The sequence below is a fragment of the Richelia intracellularis HH01 genome (genome assembly GCF_000350105.1).
In the GTDB taxonomy this organism is placed as follows: Bacteria; Cyanobacteriota; Cyanobacteriia; order Cyanobacteriales; family Nostocaceae; genus Richelia; species Richelia intracellularis.
Window position 1 is genome coordinate 20,564 of sequence record NZ_CAIY01000031.1, and the last position, 24,225, is coordinate 44,788.

The following is a 24,225-nucleotide window of genomic DNA, read 5'->3' on the forward strand; positions in this document are numbered from 1 at the left end:
AAATATAAAGTTAGTCCTTAGAAGTCAAGTTTGATAAGGCCATCAGTGCAGCTCTGATAATACTTTTATATGGGGGTTGAGAAATATCAACTTCTTGCGCTTCTTGTCGGTTACTCCCCAATAAGCCGATGGAATTCCGAGGGTTGTTTAACAGTGGTGAGTCCAGCTGAACTGCTAATATCTTGCCCCCAGTATTTTTTATCCTTAATTCGGATATATCACCATGCTTGTACACCCCACAAGTGTAAAAGCGCTGTTGATAATTGAAGTATATGGTGTTTTTTCTATTGGGATTATCATGCGAGACTGATGTTTCAGGTATGTTTATCCCTAAAAGTTCCAGCTCAATACTATGATCTCCATTGAAGGTATTTTCCCTTAGTTTATATGCAATATTAAGATAAGGTGCTAAGGGCAAATAATTGCGCCAACGCCAAGCAATGGCCTTTAATTGACATTGGTGCTTGCCAATAGTTTCTACCACTGTTAATCTAATATGCTCTTTGCCCACAGTTTGCTGCTCTAGGACTTTAACATTTGCTGTCCAGAATATGGGGTTGGGGTTTCCAATTCCACAAGGTTCAAGAGAATAGAGCTGTTCATAAAAACCCCGGGTAATTTGATGCAGATGTATTTGCGTGTCAATTTTTAGAAGTGGTTTCAAGTCGTCTGTATTTAGACATTGATTTGCAAAGTCGCTTAGACGTAATCGTAATTTTGTCAAGTTCTCTACAGATAGGGAAAACCCTCCAGCAGCTTTGTGCCCTCCATATTTAACTAATAGATCCTTGCAATACTCTAATCCATCAAAAACATTAAACTCAGTTATTCCCCTTGCAGAGCCACGAATATGATATTCATCTTCATGGGTACCGATAAACACGGGAATACCATAACGTTCTACTAATCGAGAGGCAACAATGCCAATTACACCATGATGCCAGTTTTGTGAAGTAACAACTATTACTTTATCTTCTTGTAAAGATTGTAGATATTCAGTATCTATAATTGCGATTGCTTCTCTTTCGATTTCCCCGCACATTTCCTGACGCTGACGGTTAGTATTATCGCATTGAAGTGCCTTTTCTAAGGCTATTCTTGTATCATCAGTAGTTAATAAGTCAATGACAATTTGCGGGTCGCTGATTCTCCCAATAGCATTTATCCTTGGTCCTAATCTAAAGCCAATATCATCAGGCTTGAGGGATAAATAATTATTTTCAGCTTTTATTCTTCCTTGCTCCCCTATTTTATTATTTACATGATTAGTTACTCCTGTAAGCTGAATTAAAGCCTGAACTCCAGGTAGCTTAGATTTGGGTAATCCTTGTAAGCCACGTTTTACCCAACGACGATTTACTCCTGTTAAAGGTGCTAAATCTGCTATTGTCCCCAAAGTAAATAATTCCAGCATAGGCTCTAATAAACTTTTGTAATCATCCCCCATTTTTTGTGTCAACGACACTGCCAAAATATAAGCAACCCCAACACCAGCAATTCCATAATAAGGTGAAGATTTGCTAATTAATTTTGGATTGAGAATAGCATTTGCGGGTGGTAATTCTTCAGGAAGGTCATGATGGTCGGTGACAATTACTTTTAGACCCAGTTCTTTCGCCCTAGTAACAGATTCAAATGCAGAAATCCCATTGTCTACCGTGATGATTAGTTTTACTCCTTCTTGTGCAAATTCTTCTACAATTCTATTATTGATACCATAGCCTTCATGCATACGACTAGGAATAGCGTAATCTACTTCTGCACCCAACCAGCGCAAACAACGTAATAATAGTGCAGTACTTGTCATTCCATCAGCATCATAGTCACCACAGATGGCAATTTTATCTTGGTAAGTGATTGCTTCTTGTAATATGTCTAAACTGGTAGCTAGATCAGGAAATTCATTTAGGGGTAAAGGTAAAAGTATAGACTCTGGGTTTAAGAATGACGTTGCTTGTTTTTGGGTTTCTATTCCGCGATTAATCAGTAATTGACAGACCATAGGAGATAAATTGACTACTTCTGCTAGTTCTTGTGCCAATTTTTCTTTTTGAGGATATATTTGCCAACGCTGGTTAGGAAAATTTTTCTGGGTTTTCACTTGTACAGTTATATCAATTGGGGTGATGGCTTCATCTTCAAAAAATATTATAAACTTACGGCAAACTATTATATTTTAAAATGAAAGTTAATACCTAAGAGTATTAGTATCTAGAATAATAAATTTTCCATATTATTCAATCAGCACTTACATAGTATAGTTAATTTGTTGCAAACATTCAGGGCCGGGGTTTACATACAATTTAATATTTAAGGATTTTGTTTGATGAGTTAAAAACTTTTATACCAAAATAATAGCAGAGAGATATTTACTATTATTCTAGTTCCAATTAGTATGTCACAATAGCATTGTTACTTTTGTATTTGTAAAAATAGTGCTGAAAATGAAATGAATTATTTATGCAATTTATTTTTTTAATGATTAATGATCTGTATGTACGTAAGTTAACCTGATATGAATTCAATCAGCCTGGATGAAAATTTAGTTGAAATCACAGTAAGCACAACTATAACAACAGTTACCAGGTATTATATATTTTTATTGAATTCGTAATACCATCAAGTGCACCACCTGCTACTCCTCGTAAATAGTCATGATAATTCTTAGTACACAATATTTCCATATCTACTTAATCTAAAAACTAGTAATCTTTCTTAGATTATCAACTGTATGAGTGAATATTGATTTCATAAACTCATAGTGCTAATAATAACAAGCATATTCTCCACCTGATTTGTAACTGTACTATCATCCAATAATTACAAACTTTTTTATATTGTAGTTTCCACTATTATACAATAATTTCACGGTAATAACTTACAATTGGATATTCTAGTTACTTAGAGTCAGACTCTCAATACGATCACAGCCAAGACCATAGTTTATATCTTTATAAGAATTCTCATTAAAGTGCAACTATCAATATTGAGTATTTTATAAGAAATGTGATAAAAAATAGAGATATAATATATGCATAAAATCGCATATATTATATCTTGGTAAAACAGGACAAATTTAATGTTAAATCAAGGCTTAAAAGTAAGAGAGAAGAATACAAATTTACATTATATGGAATGAAGAATAGAAAAAGCTTTCAGATGTTTTATTCTAAGGGTTAATTACAAGTAATTGCCTACTACTTTTGTCTGATTAATTTGCTAGACCAAGATAAAATAGATATATAGTAATTAGTTCTATTCATACATCAATAATTTCAGGTCATAATGTTTATGAATGTGGGCTTTTATCTAAAATGAATATCGGTTTACCAGTACCTATTACCTAGTAAAATGTAGATTGGCTAGTAATTCTAAATAAATTGCTGAATAAATTAAATTATCTTATACAAAAATCCAGTACCATAGTGTAACTCCAATAAAAGCACATACTAAGCATTCATAAATAAATCTGATTATTGGTCCGTAGTGATTTTTCATATGTATTATACGAAAATTATTAAGTTTCCATAGGTACTATTTGCAACATAAAAAAATAAGCAACCACTATCATTTATAGTATTACATCTGTAATTTATAAAGTCAGTGCAACTTAACCGTACAATATCATGATTGTATGAATAATTATATAATTTCATTGCCTTCTATTGCTTTTATTTGGTTATGTTGTTAACAAATCCTCAAGTAAGGATAAATTATAATCTGCGTCTCCAGGTTCCTCTTGCTCAAAGGCTAAACTCCTTAAAAAAAGTGCATAACTATGCCAGATAGGTTTTTACTCATGATTTCACTAAACTGAATAATGCCTGAAGTGGCTATTACATCATTCAGCTCTTGACTAGATTCTCTGCTAAGTTTGCAGTTACCTTATAAGCTTATAAGAGCAAAGGCATATTTAAATTTGAATTATATATCTTGATAACTATATGTTGCATCTATAAACGGAAATATTAGGACTTAAAGTCAATTCTATTTTTAGATTGTATATTTATAGATTTAACACACAATCTACCCGTCTCATTATCCATAAATACCATTTATTAACTGCAACATACTAGGCCACTGATAGAAAGGAAAATATTAAATAACCCTATCATTACTTCTTACGGAATTACCGTTCAAATTTGATAGATCTGCGAGTTGCTATTGGAAAAGTATCAAAAAGCTATACTATAATTTCCTACCAAATCCTAGAAAATAGAAGATTCTACTTCCGGAGAGCAAATTCATTTGTGAGGGTAATTAACCTACTATAATAGGTAACATCAATAATATAGCCATGTTCCTTAACCTAAAATATATCGATACTGCACTAGTATATACCAGTATATTATTTATCAAACATTTACTTGACTATTATGTTATTATAGGATTATTGTCCCCTAGTAGTATAGATAGGAAATCTGAGTTTACTCTTGCTGCCATAATTACAAAAGATAAATATTTTATTCCTACTGCTTATTGGCTATTTGAAATGTAGGAGAGGGTTTTTCTTTGAATTTCATACTGCTAAATATACTACCTCTCTAATATCGGAACATACTGGCCTATAAATTTTATTATCATGAGACTTTATATTGTTCAGATAGCATTATTTACTAAGGATCTATCGAATGTGAGTGGTTAAATGAAAACCTTACGCTGATATCATCAGCAATAACTATCTTGGCTTTTGCACTAATTAAGCACTTACATAATATTTATATAATAAAACAACAAAATATGACAATATAGGATTTACATATGTTAGTGATTGTAACAGTAATATGTATCATAGGCATACAAATACCAGTATAATTACTTTTGCCTACACCTAAGTTGTTTCAAACTATTGACAGGTTATGAGACCATAGTCTTAATAATACTATGGTAATTTTTTATTTCTCGCCCTGAAATAATCACTCCTTAATTCTTGCGTTAATTAATTATATATCTATCTAAGCAATTAGATTGATTATTAATGCTATATCAGGAAAAATTTAGTCGTCATCTAAGAGCATTATTTGGCTTTTAAAAATAGTGTAATTCCTTTCCTAGCAAATATGCTGAGAATATTTAGGTTTCTGATATAGGTAGATTAGGAAAAAACATAACTAAGTAAGAATGGGTATTTTTTATATAAACGAATCTATTTATAATATGAGTATAATCCTAATTTAAGTTGTTACTTTCAACTTAGAAATTCTTTTGGGTAGAAGTCTATGATAAATAATCACAAGAGAAATATTTAATAGGATCAAGATATAAGGTAGCTATTCAAATAACGTCTGTACCTTCCGATAAAAAATAAGAAAATTAGTGGCGAATAGATGGTAATTAAATGACCTTATATATAAACAGTCATTTAATTACCATCTATTCGCCACTAATTTTTTAAACTATAGCACCTACGTAAGTAATATTTATATTTTCTTCTTTTTCACTTCATCTAATTAATTTATTAGTTTATCTAACCAAGTTTCTACCTGTAGACGAAGACTAGAATTAGAACATTGACTTCTCTGGTTTCCAGTATCAATAGTAGCTATAGCACGCTGATAATCAGCAATTGCACAATTCCAATCTCCCCAAATTTCGTAAGTTCGCCCTCTTTCCGCAAAAATACGACTTTCTAATTGACCAAATAATAATGCTACTTCTAAATCCTCAATTGCTTCTGCATAGTTTCCAAGTTCACGCAAAGTAATCGCCCTATTAATCCAACCACGAACATAGCTTGGATTTAGGTCCAAGGCATGATTATAATTATTAATTGCAATGGCTAATTCCCCGCAAGCAGCATAATAATTAGCCCGGTTATTATATGCCGATGCAAGTTTTGGATCTAACTTTAGAGCCATATTATAGTCACACAAAGCCCTTTGAGGATCACCACTTTGAAAATAAATAAGTCCTCGGTTATTATAATCAACCGCATTTTGGGGATGGCGGTTAATCAAAAGACTTAAAAGCGCAATCGCATTAGTATAGTCTCCTTTTTGAGCAGATTCTAGCGCGCAAGTTCGCAAGTCTTGATCAGCAATTATGACTTCATCCTCAGTACAGGGATAGAATTTCTGGATGATACTAGTGGTTTTGAGTACAGACTTGCATCGGTATTCCTGTGGTTCTCCAAATACAAAAAATGATTGACTCTTCATATCTTCCTACCCTGAGCTCATTGCTCTCTGTTTGAAACCAACTATTTTGATCGTCGTTTTGGTAGCACCCTAATATTGATTGCGTCATACCCGTATTATTTCATGCTTGTAAAAGAGTGGCTACTGTTGATATTACCCAATACAATTAAGAGAATTTTAGAGTTTTACACTGCTGATATTAGAACCTATGGATAGATTTTAACTCCTACCATATATTGGAAAAATGGGAAAATGTTAGAGTTGTTCAGGGGATGAAGATTATAGTATCCAGATAGAAAAATTCTAAACATTGAACAAGTATTGAATTAAAAATCACTCATAAGTGAAATTACTTAATTGCGCAGAAAATAATTTTGATTACCACATTAGTGCTTCTCAGTACTATCTATTTAAAAAATATTAAATTTTCTTCTACCTCAATATAGTTTTGGAAAATTATCAAAAGCTAAATTAATCAATCCCAGAGATAAGTTATTTTTACTCTATTTTTCATATATATAGTCCTTATATGTCTTTTTATGGCTATTGCTAGAGCAGATAATATATGCATAGATAGCAAGAGATTTTAAAACATTTTTTGCTAATACAATAGTATTAATAGAAAAATAAATTAAGGATTATGTAAGAAATCATTAAAAGTTTTGACGAGACTGATATATTGATTATTTGTAAATCGAAAATTCTCATTTTTATGCACCCAACACTTACTCACAAATACTTAGGAATAATAGATAAAAATAGAGGGGTATTAGTTTTCAGAATAGGTAAAATTAAGAAAAGCTCGTTATAGAAAATTTCATAATTATGAGAATCTAGCAGCAAGTATATTTGTATTATATGCCGATCAAAATTTATTTGTGTTTTCTTCAAGCTAATAAATAGAAGAATAATATCGTAATCCCAGTAAAATATTACTGATAGTATTTACCCAAAGAATAAAAGAATCAAAAATGAGAACTGAGTTCATTAAGGTATGGGTTGCAATTTCGATGTTTGTTGTACTTCCCACTAGTACTAAGTAATAGAATTTTTTTCAAAATCAATACAAAGTTAGCTTTGCAGAATGAATAGAATTACATAATAGTATCAACTCATAAGCTAAAACATGTTCCCTAATATATAATGATCAAGTATAAATACATAGGCATATAAGGAAACATCTTGCTTAAGGTTCACAGAAAAAGTCAAGAGGAAAAAATCCTCACTAGAATTTACATATAGCTTAAATCATTTACTTTTACAGAAATTTTTGTCAGAATTAATCTGTTATTTGTAAGTCGTATTTGAAGAGAAAACAGCTAAGAATATCAAAAACAAACTGGAAAGAATCCTTGTACTCACTGAGAACTGAGCAAATTCACAAGACTTACCTTAGTCTGAACTATTGCCGATGGATGTTGGTAAAAACTTTTAACAGTCTTGTCCTGCAGAATAGTCAAATAATCTGAAATATAAAATACGAAATCCCATGACCACAAAAATTCTTTCTAATGAAAATAATGACTTAACTACCAGTGATTACCTTGTAATTGGTTTGGCAACTTGTTTTATTAAAGAGGATGGAGAAATTCACCAAGTAGAAGTAATAGAACCTATACCATCTGCAGCTTTAGAAGTTATTTTGAGAGGTATACCAACCTCCTATAAACTTGCTTATGCTACGACTATAGGTGAAGTCCTCAGCACAAACGCTCAACTGTCTTCCCTCGAACTTCCAAATAATGCTAAGTTGGGGGAGAAATTTCAACAAAGAGCACTTGCAGCTACTCGTACCTACAAACGAAAGGGATCAGTCGCAAAACTTATTCCTATAGGAACAAAATATACTGAGCTCAACTACTCAATTGAGCGAAAACGGCTACTGAATCAGTCCAGGCTTGTTACTAGAGACGATAATATCAAACAGCACCCTAACACCCATAAGACACTTTAATACACAAGACTATGACCCATAAAGTATGAACGTCTTATGATGGTACTCATAGCTGGTAATTTATTATTTAAATTTTAGTCCCGGGGTATGTATATGGGCAAACACAAAATTCTCAAACTTGTGAAACCACTAGATAACATTTCCGTTAATCAAGCCTTTTTTGAAAAACTGCTCTAGTTTATTAGGCATTGTACTTTGATCCCTCTGTCAATGTCATTTCCCTCATACTAAGTCCAGATTTTATTTTAGATGCATGCTATATACAAAAGAATTAGAAGACTTCCTTTTTTCCAAAAGACTATTTACCATCAGTAAAATAGCAGTTATCAGACTATAAAATGTCTATACCTAATCATGAACCGCAAATAATTAGTTGACATAATTTATTCAAAATTAGCGGTAGTTGGTAAATTGTAAAACAATAGGTAGTTCTTCTTGTTTCAATCGTTGGATTACCCCCTGTAGCTCATCCTTGTTTTTCGCAGTAACGCGCACAATATCTCCCTGAATGGAAGTTTGCACGTTTTTGAATTCATCGCGTATCAACTTAGAAATTTTTTTGGCATTATCTTTGCTAATTCCTCTTTTCAGGAGAACTTCTTGACGTACCCGATTACCACTAGCTGTCTCTATTTCCCCAAACTCAAAAATTTTCTGAGACAAGTTGCGCTTCGCTGCCTTCTCTCGAAGCAGTTTTTGTATAGCATCTAGGGTGAAATCACTATTGGTGCTAATAGTAATGGTCTCCTCCCCTAGCTCTAAACTAGTTTTAGTATCTTTTAGATCGTAACGATTCTTGATATCTCTCACAGTTTGGTCAATTGTATTTACCAATTCCTGTCTATCAAAATCACTGACAACATCAAATGAATAGGTTGAAGCCATAATAAACTCCGAATTGTATGTGTCATCTGAGTCTCATAGTGTTTTTATGTTGTGATATGCCAACAGTGTTAAACACATCAAATAATCTTTTCTAGTAATTATAGGAATTGCACCATCGTGAAACTAGAACAATCAAAAGCAAGTGTGAATAGTATTACACTCTAAATGATTAATGGGTAATTTTCATTATACTTAAGGCAAATAAGGTTACCGTGCCCAAAGAGCCAATACCAAACATTAAAGAACGCAACATTGGTAGATTCAAAATATAAAAAGCTGAGTATAAAAAACGAGTGATTACAAAAGTAATTGCAGCCAATCCTGTCAATGGATTATCTACTGCCGTTATATATGCTGTCAATGCAGATGCAGTAAACACCATGAAGACCTCTAGAGAGTTTTCATGCGCCCAAGTTGCTCTTTGAGCATAAGCTGGTAGTTTGTCAAACATAGCACGAGGAGCTGAAATATTATACCCAATTAGAAAACGGGCATATACTACTATCAAAAAAGGTGCATAAATAAGTGCGGCAGCAGCAACAACTGAATAAATTAGAATCACAGGTGAAGATAGTAACATAGAGAAATAGAAACACCAAAGAGTAAAATGTTCATGGCTACTTATTAATAAATATTACAACTACCAAATTGCTTGGTCATTGTAGATACATAAACTTTTGAACGGCATCATTAGTGATATTCCCAGTTTAGTATTTGATAAGAGCTAGTCAAAATAGAACAGAGTAACTACTTTCCTCTGATCTTCTGCATTCTGGCAGGTTTGCAGCAGTGTGCGGCTGTCATGAAAGGCAAAACAAATTAATTGTTGGCAACGAGATATGATCTCCTTGTTACATATGTAACTTGCTTCTGCTAGTGCCAGATTATCATTGCCGGGATTTTCCACCAAGTGCATAACCTGTTCAAGTTGCTGACGAGATTCATTAGGCTGGCATCTTAAGCTTTGAGGTAAAATCACGGTCAGCATATTTGGGTCGCCGCGCATTGCCCCTTTAATAGCAGCAGAATTAGTACCAATAGCACCTGAAGTGATGATGCGATTTCCTAACAGCACTAAGGCGTAGGTCATCATCTCAATTAGGTTTTGGTGAGTTATAGGAACATGACGTGACCCCAGCATAGCGATTCTCTTGGAACCTGTGTGCTGAATTGTTGCCAGTTCTTGCTCTAGGGTATCAATATTGTTGATGAGATCTAGTGATTGACTCAAAGATAGTTGAAATCATATGAACAACCAAGACATTCTAGCAGAATCAGGGCAGCTAAAAAGATAGTTATGTATAAATAAAAATTTCTTCTCTTCTTTACCCAACTAAAAAATAGCCTGTTGATCAAGAGTTAATTCTTACACAAACATGAAATACATACGCAGTCACTTGTTAGTTAATTAGCAAGAATAGCGACTACATAGAAAATAATAAGGTAGTATTTAATACCTTATTTCTGGTATTATCAATATAATTTGAATTTAAATGGCTGTGATTTATGACAAAGTTACTACTGGGATGAAACCCAAAAATTTGGTTAATCGTTCAACATCAAAATGTTTAGACATAACGATGATGAAAATAGTTTACTTTTACTGGTTTACACAACCTAAATTGACCAAACTATAATCCACAAATTCTACTGTTCTTAAAGTTCCTAAATCTACTGTTAAAAAGGGACTTGTTAACTCTTACGAATGACTAAGAATAAATTGGGGAGAGGGTAATTTTCTATTAATCATTAAACTTAGATTTGATAATCTACTGCCCTACTAAAATCATTACATAATAACTCAGGGTCTAATTTATATTCTTTAACTTACTTATCTATGGTGGTTATTTTGATGGCAGCATCAAATAAAACTGGTGTATTGCAATACTACAAAATACAAGAATACTATTGATATTCTCAACATAGCTACTAGATTAGCATGAACATATTAATATATGATTTTATCATTATAAAAGTATTGTTATAAACTATACCGAGTCTATGAAACTCTCGATGATGGTTGAATTCAGATTAAACGCCTATGGAGTAAATATTACAGATAAATGCAAAATATGAATACCCTATATTCCATATGGCAAATGTACACTTTTATGTCACTGCTCTGTTTCATTGATAACAATGCCTCAAAAAATAATCTCTGCTTTTATTTTTCAGTATTTTCCATCTTGTTTGACCTAGAAATTAATGCTTTAAATCGATAAAACTTTTATTTCATAAAGTTTCAGTTTGCTCACATTTATTGAGAAAGTATGATAAGAAAAATTGCTTATAAAAGTTTTTGACTAATTGTAATTTTAGAAGTTAAAGCTAAAGTATAAAGTCAAATTATTTCCCAAATTATGAGGCTTGAAAGGCAAAATTGATTGACTCTTTGTTAACTAAGTTGAAAGATATTTTAAGAAAATACTTGGGTGGATTAGTTAATATTATGGCTCCACTAATTGCAAATTACTATTTAACATATCGCTGCAATGCTCGCTGTCACTTTTGTAACATATGGGCATTAAAACCGGGAAAAGAGGCTGAATTTAAAACTATTAAGCATAATCTTCAAGATTTACGAATTTTAGGAGTCAAATACATTGATTTTACCGGTGGTGAACCCTTACTAAGAGATGATGTTGGGCAAATATATGCTGAGGCTAAACACCAGGGTTTTTATACTAGTATGACAACCAACACTATTCTTTACCCAAGAAAAGCAAAAGAAATTCAGGGTTCGGTTGACTTTTTGAATTTTTCCTTAGATGGTGCAGATGCGGAAACACATGATCAATCTAGAGGTGTAAAAATCTTTGATACTTTGTTAGAATCAGTACAAATTGCTAAGTCTTTGAAAGAGTATCCAGTATTAAATCACACGGTTACAGCTCAGAATTATGAACATCTATCAGAAGTGGGAGATTTAGGCAAAAAATTAGGTGTGAGGATTTGGTTAAATCCAGCTTTTACAGCGCATGAAAATTATAACTCAAAGAAGAATCCTACTCCTGAGATGATAGCTGCAATTAAAGCAGTTGCTAAGAAATATAATAATGTCGGTTACAATAAGGCTGCACTAGCATTTATTGAAGCTGGGGGCAATCAAACGACCAATCCCCGCTGTAAAGCAGTGGATGCAGTCGTTGCCATATCTCCCAATGACGAACTGTTGTTGCCTTGTTACCATTTTGCTCAAACTGGGATTCCAATTAATGGGAAACTCCACGAGTTATATCGGGAGTCAGAAAAGGTCGAAGAGTACCGCCAATCCCAAGGTAAGCTGGATGTTTGCAAAGGTTGCACAGTTTGGTGTTACCTGATTCCCAGTTTCTTTATGGGTGTGGACAAATATTGGTGGTTAAATCAAGTAACCTATGCCAGCGAATTCCTGGCCCGAAAACGATTCTTACAACGAGCTTGATCCGCTCAATTCTCTGCTATCTGATATTTCCATAGCAGAGGATTTGCAAGCAGAGGTGGAAATGAATGATCTATCTCTACCATCGAGATTTCAAAGTCGCAGGTGCAAGGCTGCTCTGGTTTTAACACTAGTCTGGAGTGGTACTGTTGCTCTGAATTTAATCTCTTGGGGCTCTTTGTTTGTATTGGGGCTCACTACTATTCTAAGCCTTCATGCCTTGGTGACGGTCTTTACTAAACCTAGGGAAAATACATCTCAAATTCAGGGTGGTTTTCCCCAAGTTTCCTTAATGGTAGCAGCCAAAAATGAGGAAGCTGTTATTAGCAATATTACTTATAATTTATGCAACTTAGATTACCCATCTGGTAAGTATGAAGTGTGGATTGTAGATGACAACAGTAGTGATCGCACCCCCCAATTACTAGCGACACTAGCAGAACAATATGCCAACTTGAAAGTCTTTCGACGTTCCCCAGATGCTGGCGGGGGCAAGTCAGGGGCGTTGAACCAGATTTTACCACTAACAAAAGGAGAAATTTTAGCAGTATTTGATGCAGATGCCCAAGTTAGATCGGATATATTGCAACAAGTTATACCCATATTCGGACGAGAAAAAGTCGGTGCAGTACAAGTCCGCAAAGCTATTGCCAATGTTAACACGAATTTTTGGACTAGAGGACAAATGGCAGAAATGGCACTAGATGCTTATATGCAGCAACAACGTGCTGCTATTGGTGGAATTGGGGAATTACGAGGTAATGGTCAATTTGTCCGTCGCCAGGCCTTATTAAGCTGTGGTGGCTGGAATGAAGGTACAATTACTGATGATTTGGACTTAACTTTACGGTTGCACTTAAGTCGTTGGGATATTAACTTTATCTTATTCCCAGCAGTATTTGAAGAAGGGGTGACTCAGCTTATCTCTCTTTGGCATCAACGTAGTCGTTGGGCTGAGGGAGGATACCAACGCTATTTAGACTACTGGGATTTAATTCTCCGCAACCGCATGGGAGTTAGGAAGACCTGGGATTTATTAATGTTTGCTATTACTATGTATATTTTCCCCATGGCAGCAGTACCTGATTTAATTATGGCGATTATCAAACACCGTTTGCCTTTATTTATTCCCATCAGTAGTTTGACTGTAATTATGTCCTTAAATGGTATGTTTCATGGTTTAAGGCGCATATATCAAGACAAAAGTTTTCGCGCTTCTGATTACCTGAGAATTTTGTTACAAACTCTGCAGGGAACCCTATATATGCTTCACTGGTTTGTAGTAGTAAGTGCAACTACTGTCAGAATGTCAGTTAGACCAAAGAGCTTAAAATGGGTGAAGACTATTCACCAAGGTTAGCGAATGCTATTCATTCTAATCTTGACAATGAATTCCCAAATATCTTGTCAGGATTATAACAAAGGTCACTTAACTTATCTCAAAGAATCAACCCCAGTCGTAGCAATAGACGAGCTGGGGTTCTATAACTTAAATAAATTTGTTGAATACCCACACAACAATCATAACTACCTAAGTATATATTCATGTCGTTTTAAGTGTAGAACACTGACTTAATTACTTTTGAAAGCAAGCTGCGTAATAAAAAATATTATTTGTAATAATTTCCCTGTATTATCTACCTGAGCCCTTCAATCAAATCCAATATAAGGTTAAAATCTTATATTGCAACTGATAGTTACTAGAGAGCATAATCTTGGGCATAGAACTACGCAGCTTTGTATTTCTTGATAGTCTACAACCTCAACATGCAGCATACATGGGAACAGTAGCCCAAGGTTTCTTACCACTGCCAGGAGATACATCCCTATGGATTGAAGTTTCTCCCGGGGTGGAAATTAATCGGATTACAGATGTAGCACTTAAAGCTGCTTCTGTACATCCTGGTGTACAGGTAGTAGAGCGATTATATGGTTTGTTGGAAATTCATTCTAGCTCCCAAGGAGAAACTATATCCGCAGGACAAGCAATTTTGGCACACATAGGATTAGGGAAAAATGAATGTCTAAAACCCCGTGTAATTTCTAGTCAAATTATCCGCAATATTGATCCTTATCAAACCCAGTTAATTAATCGCACACGACAAGGACAAATGCTATTAGCAGGGCAAACCTTATATGTCTTAGAAGTTGAACCTGCTGCATATGCTGCACTTGCTGCAAATGAAGCAGAAAAAGCTGCAGCTATTAACATTTTACAAGTACAAGCAGTAGGGAGTTTTGGCAGACTTTACTTGGGTGGTCGAGAACAGAATATTCTTGCTGGTGCAGATAGTGCATTAACTGCAATCGTTAATACAGCTGGTAGAACACCCTCCCATAGTAATCGTCAGGAGTAAAGTTTATGGCAAATAAGAAGCATCTAGCTGTACTCAAAGCTGGTGAAGTTTCTTGGATAAATTGGAAAAGTCAAAACCCTGAAATTAAGCCTGATTTCAGTGGTGCAAATCTTTCTCAATTTCACTTAATAAAAGTGGATTTAAGTGCTGCTAATTTTAGTGTTTCCAATTTGAGTGGTGCTAACCTGAGTCAAACAAATCTCAGTGGTGCCAATTTTATTGGTGCTGACCTGAGTAATATAGATCTTAACCACGCTATTATTTGTGATGCCAATCTAATTGGTACTGATTTAAAAAATGCAAACTTAAGACATGCAGATCTTGGTTCAGCCAAACTTCACCGCAGCAACCTCTGTTTTGCAAATCTTATGGCTGCTAATTTGATTACAGCTGATCTAAGCAGGGTAAATTTATATGGTGCAGAATTAATAGGTGCTTATCTCTACAAAACAAACTTATACCAGGCTAATTTGACTCAGGCACATTGTGGTGGTGCATTCCTTCTAAAAGCCAATTTAAAGGAAACTGATTTAAGTAAAGCTGACTTGAGATGGACTAATTTAAGTATGGCAAATCTAAGTGGTGCTAATTTGAGCAGTGCTAATTTAAGTATGGCAAATCTAAGTGGTGCTAATTTGAGTGGTGCTAACCTTCAAGGGGCAATTATGCCTGAATGATAAGTATTTCTGATGTATAGTTATGTATTTGTATATGTATTTAGTCTATCTAATTAGTCGAATCCAGTTTTGACTTTCCTACATATCTTATTTTTTCTTCTTGATTTTTGTATTTTTCCCGGTAATAATGTCTCTGACATGTTAATATGCTAAATGCCTGCTTACCTCTTTTATCTATAGCCTTATTACTCTACTTTAAATCTATTCCAGACTATCTTTTTTCAAGAATTGCCCCTAACAATTACCTGAATACCAAATATTTTAATGTTTTCCCATCAAGTTGCAGAGGTATTTTTTCAACGTCTATAATATCTCTTTAGGTTAAGTTAATGTTATAAACACCTAACCATCTAAATCCTTCTACTTGAAGTATATTACTGTTAAATTAATTCTGGTTTGGAGACTTCTAAGTTTTGGATTGGTATAAAAATTAATGCTAATCTTTTAGATGTGGAAGTTCATATTCTGGACTATGCATTTGATATTAAGCACTATCGGATGAAACCTTATTTGCAACAACCCACTTTTGGCGAGGCGTATCAATTATTTAATCTTACAGACAATATTTGAATTGAAGTACTATAACCATAGTACTTTTTCACCCTGCTATACAGCATTCATTTTAACTTGATTCAACTTACTGCTGCAATTAATATTGATAGCATAGAAGCATTTTATCTCTATAACAATCTAAAATTGTGGGTCCTAATTGGAATTACGACAAATAGAAAAACTTTCAAATCAAGATGATTTCCATTGCACTTATGGTAATTATAGTCTATTGCAAGGGTAGTTATTATTTAGGTATGGAATTCAAGCTTCAGGTACTTCTAAGCATTGTCTTTTTCTCACTACATCTTAATTTTACTTCGGTCATCAAGCATAGCTATGGGTACAATTGTCAGAATGAGCATAATTGAGAATAGATATTCTAGTTTCCAATTACAACATTTTACTATCTATAATTAAAGATAAGAATATAATAATTATTCTCACTGAGACTTCGTCGAAAATTATAACTATCAAACAGTATTTATATTAAATATTCAAAGTATTCTATATGATTAGGTTGTGAATTATGAAAGTATTAATTATGCTTATTATTACCAATGATATCCGCCATATTAGGAATATGGGTGCAATAAATCAAGGAATTTGTACAGTAAAGAGATTAATGAATAAATCATTTCCCATTCACGAGGATAAATAACAATTAGTGATAGTAATCTCCAAGAATTATTGCTACTAACAAATACTTAACTCAATAATTATATTTGATAGTCAAAAGTTAGCATAACGATATATCAACTTGTATACAAAAGTGGATGATTTAAATTTCAAACTTGATTTCTAAGATAGGACTATTTCATCAATGGCATTGATTGATGATATCCGAATTAAAATGGAGGAATATAATTCTGTTTGGTTACAATAATTTGAAGCGTTAGAACTTACATCACTTAAAGCTAAATTAATAAGATAAGATTCCTTTTCTGCAAAAAATTTTATATCTGCAAAATAATAATTTCTTGTGTATTTTAGTAACTAATCCAATCACTCCAACCACCTGTGTATAATTTGGCATTTTGTATCCCAGCTAACTCCAGGGATAATAGGTTAACACAAGCAGTTACTCCGGAGCCGCAGTAAACTATGATATCCTTTATTTTCTCAATTTCTAACCAACGTTGTCGTTGCTCTAGGGAAGAAAAGAAATAACCTTGGCAATCTATGGCTTGTTGCCAAGGAAAATTCACTGCACCAGGAATATGACCAGCAACCTTATCAATTGGTTCCTGAATACCTTTATAACGTTCTACCGTTCTAGAATCTACTAAAACCACTCCTGGCAGGTCTTTACACTGCTCAACTGATTCTCGCTCTGCAACCATTTGTGGTTGAATATTAGGGATAAAATTGCCCTCACACAGGTTAGGTATTGTATCTGTTAAATCATATCCTGCTGTTAGCCATGCATTAAAACCACCATCTAGTACTCTAACTTGTTCATGCCCCATGTATTTTAGTAACCACCACAAACGGGATGCAAAAGGCTGAAAGGAGTCATCATAAGCTACAACCAAAGTTTTTTGACGTTCTATTCCAATAGCCGATAGTTTTTGAGAGAACAATTCAGGTTTTGGTAATGGGTGCCTACCTCCATGTTGCCTTACAGGACTTGAAAGATCATGATTTAAATCTAGATAATAAGAGCCCTGAATATGTCCATGTTGGTATTTATGCCGCCCTAGATTTCCTTTTCCTAGAGAAAAGCGACAATCTGCGATCACAATTTGTGGATCTGCCAAATTCTTCTTCAACCAATCACAACTGACTACCAAATGATTATTCATAAGCCATAGTTTCTTATTCATTAAACTTAATTGATAATTAGGATCAATAAAAAACACTGACACTAAAACGATGAAAAATGCGGTAAGTTTTATTCCCCAGATGACAGCAGATAGTTCTTTTACATTCTTCTCAGCAGAGTTTAGTGAGTATTTTCATAGCCGTCATGGTGCACGCCAGGAAAGTTTTGGTAAATTTGTCATTCCTACACAATTAGCAATTAAGGCAAAACAACAAAGTCTAAGAATATTAGATATTTGCTATGGTCTAGGATATAACACTGCTGCAGCTTTAGAAACTATTTGGACTATAAATCCTGATTGTCATGTAGAATTAATTGGTTTAGAAATCAATCTCTGCGTACCGCAAAGCGCAGTAGAATGGGGTTTATCTGCTAACTGGAGTACTAAATACACAGATGTATTGAGACAACTTGCTTTTACTCAACACATCAATAGTGATCACCTGACAGCCAAATTACTCATGGGTGATGCAAGAAATTTAATTCAATCTCTAAGTAAATCTGGCTTTTGCGCAGATGCTATTTTTCTTGATCCCTTCTCTCTACCTAAGTGTCCCCAATTATGGACTGTTGAATTTATTAGACATGTAACTCAGTGTCTGCATTTTAATGGGTTATTGGCAACTTATTCTTGTGCTGCGGCCATACGTACTGCTTTTATTACTGCTGGTTTATCAATTGCTTCTACTCATCCTGTGGGTAGACTTGCTCCTGGTACTATTGGTGGGTGGACATTAAAGTCAAACGCTTACTTGCCGCTTTCCCAACAAGAACAAGAACATTTACTTACTAATGCAGCTGTTCCTTACCGCGATCCTCAATTAAATGATTCTGCAGATTCAATTATTAAGCGACGAATTCAAGAACAAAAATACTTATCTCTAGAGCCCACATCTCATTGGCGAAAACGATGGTCACAATTCAAGAGTTGACGACGGAATGGTAATTTATATCTAAAACCATATTATTTTAGATACAACTAGGATTTTCTCTATATCTAGAATAGTTAGATTTATAGTTAATGTATATCAGAGTACAGCGATCTCAATGAGGTTAAACTATAGAAAACACCTGTATGAAATACATCATAGTTACATATTATGTGTAGTGCTAATAATTTATTTAGCATACTTTGGAGATCAAAATATTTTATCTAAGAGGTGAGAATTTACCAGGGATAATAAATAATTTGCTAGCAAATTATTTATTAAAGTAATTAATTAACTATATTAATTATTAGAACTTTTAGAATATTAAGCGAGGCTATAAAGATAGTGAATGAATATGTAAGATTATAAGCTTTGAAATAGTGATTACTAATGTCTATGAAAATGTAAACTTCATAAAAATATCCTTAATTTAATTTTAAAATATTTCATTAGAGAGGATAGTTTTATCTATTCTATTGTTTCTTATGTAGTAGAATATCAGTATAAATAAGTAATATTTTATGAGTCCTTCTGTTTTCAGAATACCTTAAGTATTACCATAATTTTGATTTATAAAGATTTCTACTTGATGCAGGAAAATCTAATAATTATTAATTGCATAGACTGCAAAATATTTTATAGATAAGTATAGAGCTAGAATATACAAGTATATGATTTTTAATCAAGCTTTTTAATAGAGTGAAGTAATAAGAAATATTTTGTTCATTTTTCCTGAGAGTATATAAGCTAATAATAGCATGTTTATATTGATAGTAATGAAGCTCCTAAATATATAGTAAGCATTTAAGGTTAAATTCCTATTAATCACTATTATTTTGATGTGTATTCTGTTTATTACTAGTAATATTTATGATTAAAGTATCCTTGTATCTGACACCAATACTTTAAATTACTGTTATCCTGTATTTTGATGTATAGATTGTTACAAATATAAGTTTTCCGGTGAGATAAAGAATGCTAACTCAATCCAATAATAAGGAATATCTTAAAACTAAATTCTCAGAATGGAGATTGGTATTTGATTACTCATTTAAGTTTAGGGACATAAAGCTTCTACTTTTAATAAGAAAAAAGTAATTTACATAAATTCACCTAAAAGAAAAGGGAAATGGTTGAAATTGAGTTGATGATTTCTGATCAGTTTCTGCATTTACAACAAGTGGGGTTATTCTCTGAGCTTAGTTAATCTGTTTAAAACGTTTTTAGCTTTATATGACTTAAAGTTAGTTTTTCTTGGTAAAAGGAACTTCAAAATCAACTGAGATTAATAATTTTGTTGGAGATGAATGATTAACTGTTATTATATGAGCCTAAATATATATTGCCAGATCACTTATTATAGTTAATCTACAATTAACAGCTCATTATGGTAGTCGCAGCAATTCTCGCAGCCGGATGTGGGACAAGAATGAATTCAGAAATACCTAAAGTCTTACACTCTTTAGGTGGAAAGTCCCTCTTGGAACACGTTATTGACAGTTTGAAACCACTATCACCCTCACGTTATATGGTAATTGTGGGGCATCAGGCTCAAACGATTCGGTCTGCGATGCAATTTCGTCCAGAATTAGAGTTTGTAGAACAAACTGAGCAATTAGGTACTGGTCATGCTATTAAACAGTTATTACCATATCTACAAAACTATCAGGGAGATGTTTTGGTCCTGAATGGAGATGTACCATTAATAAGTTCTAACTCTATACTAAAACTGCTTAAAACTCACCAACAAAATCATAATGCAGCAACTATTCTGACTGCACGACTTAATAATCCCAAGGGCTACGGTCGGGTTTTTTGTGGTAGCAATAATTTGGTGGAACAAATAGTAGAAGATAGGGACTGTAATGCAATTCAAAGACAAAATAGTCTTGTCAATGCAGGAGTTTACTGTTTCCATTGGCGAAAATTAGCAAAAATACTACCCGATTTACAGTTAAATCATGCACAAGATGAGTATTATATAACAGATGCTGTTACCCAGGTTGTCCCGTCAATGTCAGTAGATATAGAGGACTATCAGGAGATTTTGGGTGTGAATAACAGGATACAGTTGGCTAGTGCTTATAAAGTCTTGCAAAACCGTATCAGGGAAAAATGGATGATGGCTGGTGTTACCCTCATTGATCCAAGCAGTATTACTATTGATGAAACAGTGGAATTACATATAGGTTCAGTTATTGAGCCCCAAACTCATCTGCGTGGAAATACTCTCATTGAAAGTGGTTGTCGGATTGGTCCAGGAAGTTTGATTGAAAATAGCCAGATTGGTAAAAATGTAACTGTACAATACTCAGTAATTACAGATAGCTCAGTATCTGATTGCACTCGAATTGGACCTTACGCACATTTACGGGGCTGTGTGAATGTGGGAGAGAATTGCCGTGTTGGCAACTTTGTAGAGTTGAAAAATACTCAACTGGGTAATTACAGTAATGTTGCTCATTTGTCTTACCTTGGTGATACAGTAGCAGGAGATCAAATAAATATAGGTGCAGGAACAATTACAGCTAATTATGATGGCGTGAACAAGCACAAAACTATAATTGGTAATCGTATAAAAACTGGTTCTAATAGTGTTTTGGTTGCACCTGTTAGACTCGGTGACGATGTTTATGTTGCAGCAGGTTCCACGGTTACGGGAGATGTGCCTAATGATTCTTTAGTCATTGCACGCGCACGCCAGATAGTTAAACCTGGATGGCGAATGAAGAAGGAGTGACATAGGGAAACGTGTCTGGGAAGATGTACCAAGCAAATGCATCAATGGTAAAGGTATTCCTACTCTACTTTATTCCCTATATCTCCTAAATGCAGTCTATTTGTATACCTGATTTCAGTTCTAGGGTATCACCGATGTTATTACCGTTATGAAAAGCAGCTAGTAATACATTACTAGTCTTTCCCCAAGCTATCGATCCTTCACTACTTAATGCAATCACTCCTAGATCTCGTTTATTTTCCCCAGCTTCTGTTAAAGATTTTTCCATAGCTATTCTCAAAGACATTCCATCACCCACACGAATAACAATCCTGGGTGCTAGACACTCATCAATAATATCTTCTCCAACCCCAGTACAACTAGCACCTGCATCACACGTAGCATAATTACCTGCCGGCATCGCAGAGTCACTTACCCTGCCAATACGTTCAAAACCTTTACCACCAGTAGAAGTACCTGCAGCAATTTTACCATAGGTATCTAATGCTACTACACCAATAGTCCCCTGACCAGGAGCACTAGTTTCTAGTATCTCCGATTCAGCAATGACTCCCGCCATGTTTTTTTAAATTTACCCTGGCGTTCTTGTATCCATTCTTGCAAACGAATATCCGTCATTACATCGCAAATAGGAATTTGTAAATCCCGGACCAATTCGGCTGCACCATAGTCTGACAGCACTCTGTCAGAAGTATCCTGTAAAAAGAGAGCTAAATCAATAGGATTTTTTACCCTGGAAACATTAATTATTCCACTGAAACGTTGATGCCACCCATCCATTAAAGAAGCACTCATTCGTATTTGTCCATCTGATTGAAGAACAGAACCATTGCCCGCATTAAAACAGGGCTCATCCTCCAATAGTTGACAACCGCGGACTACTGCTGACTTAGCAGGGCTCCCTGCCAAGAGCATAGTGTAAACCTCCCCTACAATTTCATGCAGTAACTGACGAACTATAGCAATACCTCCCTTGCTCTGAAGAGAACTACCTGCCCCACCATGGATAACAAGTTTCGGCTGTATTCGAGTGTTCATAGGAAACCATATCCCCAATCCGCGCAGAAGTTACATAGACATACAGAGGATAATATAAATCTTATATTTATTATTTCAAGAGTATATTCTACATAAGAATATCATGTAATGTTTGTTTTGTTACTAAATTTAGAGCGACGACAACGTTCTGAGCAGTACTTAACTTCATCCCAGCAATTACGCCATTTTTTTCGCCAGGTAAAATAAAGTTTACACACAGGACAAATCTTCTTTGGTAAGTCTGATTTTGAGCATTTATTTCCCATAATTGTGATGAATTGTTTTAATGGAAAATATTATTGTAAGGGAACTGTTGATATCATAACCTACTTAACTAAAGAATTAAGATCAGACTATACACTCCATTGACTAAATTATTTATACTTATCAGAATGATACATACGTCTAGTCTCAAAACCGAAACCTGTTTTCCATTCTAATGTCTAATGAACTGAATTATAATGATTAATGCAGCAGTGCATTAACACTTTTAAATGCTATCCAAAGTTATTTGATATGTTTTAATATGTAATTTGTGCAACCCAAAAAGTTTGCTTTTTATTTCTTACACTTATGACCTTTTCCTATTTCTATCAAAACAAGCGTTAATTCTACTTAATAAGCAAGAGGTAATAAAGCTAAATATTCTAAAAAGTTCTCCACTATCTCTTCTCAGACCTGTTTTCTAGATGTTATTTCCTCAAGGCCTTTTACTTTCTCCAAAGCTGTACGCAGAATTTCGGTGTTTGCGCCCTCATAATGCGAGTTTTCCATCAATACTTGTTTCCAAACCCTACTTCCAGGTTGTCCGGAAAACAAATTTAGCATATGTCTAGTAATTCTATTTAACTTCAAGCCTTGTGAAACCCAATAGTCAACATACGGATACATAGACTCTACCACCTGATACTTTGAAGGAGGTGTGTCATTATTACCATGAATGAGTTTATCACTATTCGCAAATAAATAAGGGTTATCATAAGCTGCTCGCCCTATCATCACACCATCAACAAATTGTAATTGTTCTTGTACCTGTTCTAAATCAGTTAGTCCACCATTAATTTCAATAAACACGTGGGGAAAATCTTGCTTGAGATGATGCACTTCCGAATAGCGCAGAGGGGGAATATCACGATTTTCTTTGGGGCTTAACCCTTGTAACCAGGCCTTCCGGGCATGAACTACAAAAACCTCACATCCTGCTTCAGCAACAATACGGACAAAATTGACCATGTCCTCATAGCTGTCATAATTATCAACACCAATGCGGTGTTTTACAGTAACAGGTAGCTTAGTAGCCAACATCATTTCTTCTATACACTTGGCCACTCTTTCTGGATGCATCATTAAAGATACACCAAAACCCCCATCGTATACCCGACTGCTAGGACACCCAACATTTAAGTTTATTTCATCATAGCCCATATCTTCAGCAATATGGGCACACTCGGCTAAATGCTGAGGATTACTACCACCTAATTGAAGAGAAAGAGGTTTCTCTTCTGGGAAGAAACCTAATAGATTTTTACGATCTCCATTTAGTATTGCTGCACTTGTTAGCATCTCCGTATACAATAGGGTATGCTTAGTGATTTGGCGTATAAAGTAACGAAAATGACGGTCAGTACGATCCATCATTGGTGCCATACTAAGTTTACATCTGCCACTTATCGATCTGTTTTTAGTTAAAATAATTGACATATCTGACTCTTA

At 34.2% G+C, this 24,225-nt stretch carries 16 protein-coding genes and 1 pseudogene; 8 read left to right on the forward strand and 9 right to left on the reverse strand.

The window, feature by feature from the left end; all coding sequences use genetic code 11:
* Positions 1–10: 10 nt before the first annotated feature.
* Together recJ and RINTHH_RS03725 are read right to left on the reverse strand one after the other, a co-directional pair.
* Positions 11–2,101 carry a single-stranded-DNA-specific exonuclease RecJ gene (gene recJ / locus RINTHH_RS03715; RefSeq protein ID WP_081606221.1) on the reverse strand — a complete coding sequence of 697 codons (2,091 nt, stop codon included), beginning with the start codon at positions 2,099–2,101 and terminating at the stop codon, positions 11–13.
* A gap of 3,349 nt (positions 2,102–5,450) precedes the next feature.
* Positions 5,451–6,158 carry a tetratricopeptide repeat protein gene (locus RINTHH_RS03725; RefSeq protein WP_008233096.1) on the reverse strand — a complete coding sequence of 236 codons (708 nt, stop codon included), beginning with the start codon at positions 6,156–6,158 and terminating at the stop codon, positions 5,451–5,453.
* A 1,468-nt stretch (positions 6,159–7,626) separates the two neighbouring features.
* On the opposite strand from RINTHH_RS03725, the gene RINTHH_RS03730 reads away from it, so the two are divergent.
* Positions 7,627–8,091, forward strand: coding sequence for a hypothetical protein (locus RINTHH_RS03730; protein WP_008233097.1), 465 nt, complete (start codon positions 7,627–7,629; stop codon positions 8,089–8,091).
* Between the two features lie 393 nt (positions 8,092–8,484).
* On the opposite strand, the gene RINTHH_RS03735 is transcribed toward RINTHH_RS03730, so the two are convergent.
* The 3 genes from RINTHH_RS03735 to RINTHH_RS03745 form a co-directional block, all read right to left on the reverse strand.
* Positions 8,485–8,976, reverse strand: coding sequence for a YajQ family cyclic di-GMP-binding protein (locus tag RINTHH_RS03735; RefSeq protein WP_008233098.1), 492 nt, complete (start codon positions 8,974–8,976; stop codon positions 8,485–8,487).
* A 169-nt stretch (positions 8,977–9,145) separates the two neighbouring features.
* Positions 9,146–9,556, reverse strand: a complete 411-nt coding sequence (locus RINTHH_RS03740; protein WP_008233099.1) for an MAPEG family protein — start codon at positions 9,554–9,556, stop codon at positions 9,146–9,148.
* Between the two features lie 144 nt (positions 9,557–9,700).
* Complete coding sequence (locus RINTHH_RS03745; RefSeq protein WP_008227388.1) at positions 9,701–10,207, reverse strand: DNA-processing protein DprA; 507 nt, start codon at positions 10,205–10,207, stop codon at positions 9,701–9,703.
* 1,218 nt (positions 10,208–11,425) lie between these two features.
* Here RINTHH_RS03745 and RINTHH_RS03750 point away from each other — a divergent pair.
* The 5 genes from RINTHH_RS03750 (at position 11,426) to RINTHH_RS03770 (ending at position 16,001) form a co-directional block, all read left to right on the forward strand.
* Entirely contained in the window at positions 11,426–12,400 is a 975-nt protein-coding gene (locus RINTHH_RS03750; RefSeq protein ID WP_044304568.1) for a radical SAM protein, read from the forward strand.
* Positions 12,354–13,757: a glycosyltransferase gene (locus tag RINTHH_RS03755; protein ID WP_008233104.1), complete on the forward strand. Its 1,404-nt coding sequence runs from the start codon at positions 12,354–12,356 to the stop codon at positions 13,755–13,757. Before RINTHH_RS03750 ends, RINTHH_RS03755 begins: the two co-directional genes overlap by 47 nt.
* A 355-nt stretch (positions 13,758–14,112) precedes the next feature.
* Entirely contained in the window at positions 14,113–14,754 is a 642-nt protein-coding gene (locus tag RINTHH_RS03760; RefSeq protein WP_008233106.1) for a hypothetical protein, read from the forward strand.
* A 5-nt stretch (positions 14,755–14,759) separates the two neighbouring features.
* Positions 14,760–15,431, forward strand: a complete 672-nt coding sequence (locus RINTHH_RS03765) for a pentapeptide repeat-containing protein (protein ID WP_008233107.1) — start codon at positions 14,760–14,762, stop codon at positions 15,429–15,431.
* A gap of 396 nt (positions 15,432–15,827) precedes the next feature.
* Complete coding sequence (locus tag RINTHH_RS03770; protein ID WP_008233108.1) at positions 15,828–16,001, forward strand: hypothetical protein; 174 nt, start codon at positions 15,828–15,830, stop codon at positions 15,999–16,001.
* Between the two features lie 968 nt (positions 16,002–16,969).
* Here the strand turns inward: RINTHH_RS03770 and RINTHH_RS03775 are convergent.
* A complete protein-coding gene (locus RINTHH_RS03775) occupies positions 16,970–17,785 on the reverse strand; it encodes a sulfurtransferase (RefSeq protein ID WP_044304570.1) in 816 nt (271 codons plus the stop codon).
* A gap of 70 nt (positions 17,786–17,855) precedes the next feature.
* Between RINTHH_RS03775 and RINTHH_RS03780 the strand changes: the two genes are divergently transcribed.
* Positions 17,856–18,737 carry a tRNA (5-methylaminomethyl-2-thiouridine)(34)-methyltransferase MnmD gene (locus RINTHH_RS03780; RefSeq protein ID WP_008233111.1) on the forward strand — a complete coding sequence of 294 codons (882 nt, stop codon included), beginning with the start codon at positions 17,856–17,858 and terminating at the stop codon, positions 18,735–18,737.
* 1,384 nt (positions 18,738–20,121) lie between these two features.
* Positions 20,122–21,474: a bifunctional UDP-N-acetylglucosamine diphosphorylase/glucosamine-1-phosphate N-acetyltransferase GlmU gene (gene glmU, locus RINTHH_RS03785; protein WP_008233112.1), complete on the forward strand. Its 1,353-nt coding sequence runs from the start codon at positions 20,122–20,124 to the stop codon at positions 21,472–21,474.
* Between the two features lie 85 nt (positions 21,475–21,559).
* Here glmU and RINTHH_RS11175 read toward each other — a convergent pair.
* The 3 genes and pseudogenes from RINTHH_RS11175 to dusA form a co-directional block, all read right to left on the reverse strand.
* Positions 21,560–22,512 (reverse strand): annotated as a pseudogene (locus tag RINTHH_RS11175) (isoaspartyl peptidase/L-asparaginase).
* A gap of 101 nt (positions 22,513–22,613) precedes the next feature.
* Positions 22,614–22,778: a DUF2256 domain-containing protein gene (locus RINTHH_RS10365; RefSeq protein ID WP_081606222.1), complete on the reverse strand. Its 165-nt coding sequence runs from the start codon at positions 22,776–22,778 to the stop codon at positions 22,614–22,616.
* Between the two features lie 406 nt (positions 22,779–23,184).
* On the reverse strand, positions 23,185–24,213 hold the full coding sequence (gene dusA, locus RINTHH_RS03800; RefSeq protein ID WP_044304563.1) for a tRNA dihydrouridine(20/20a) synthase DusA: 1,029 nt from the start codon (positions 24,211–24,213) through the stop codon (positions 23,185–23,187).
* Between the last annotated feature and the right edge of the window lie 12 nt (positions 24,214–24,225).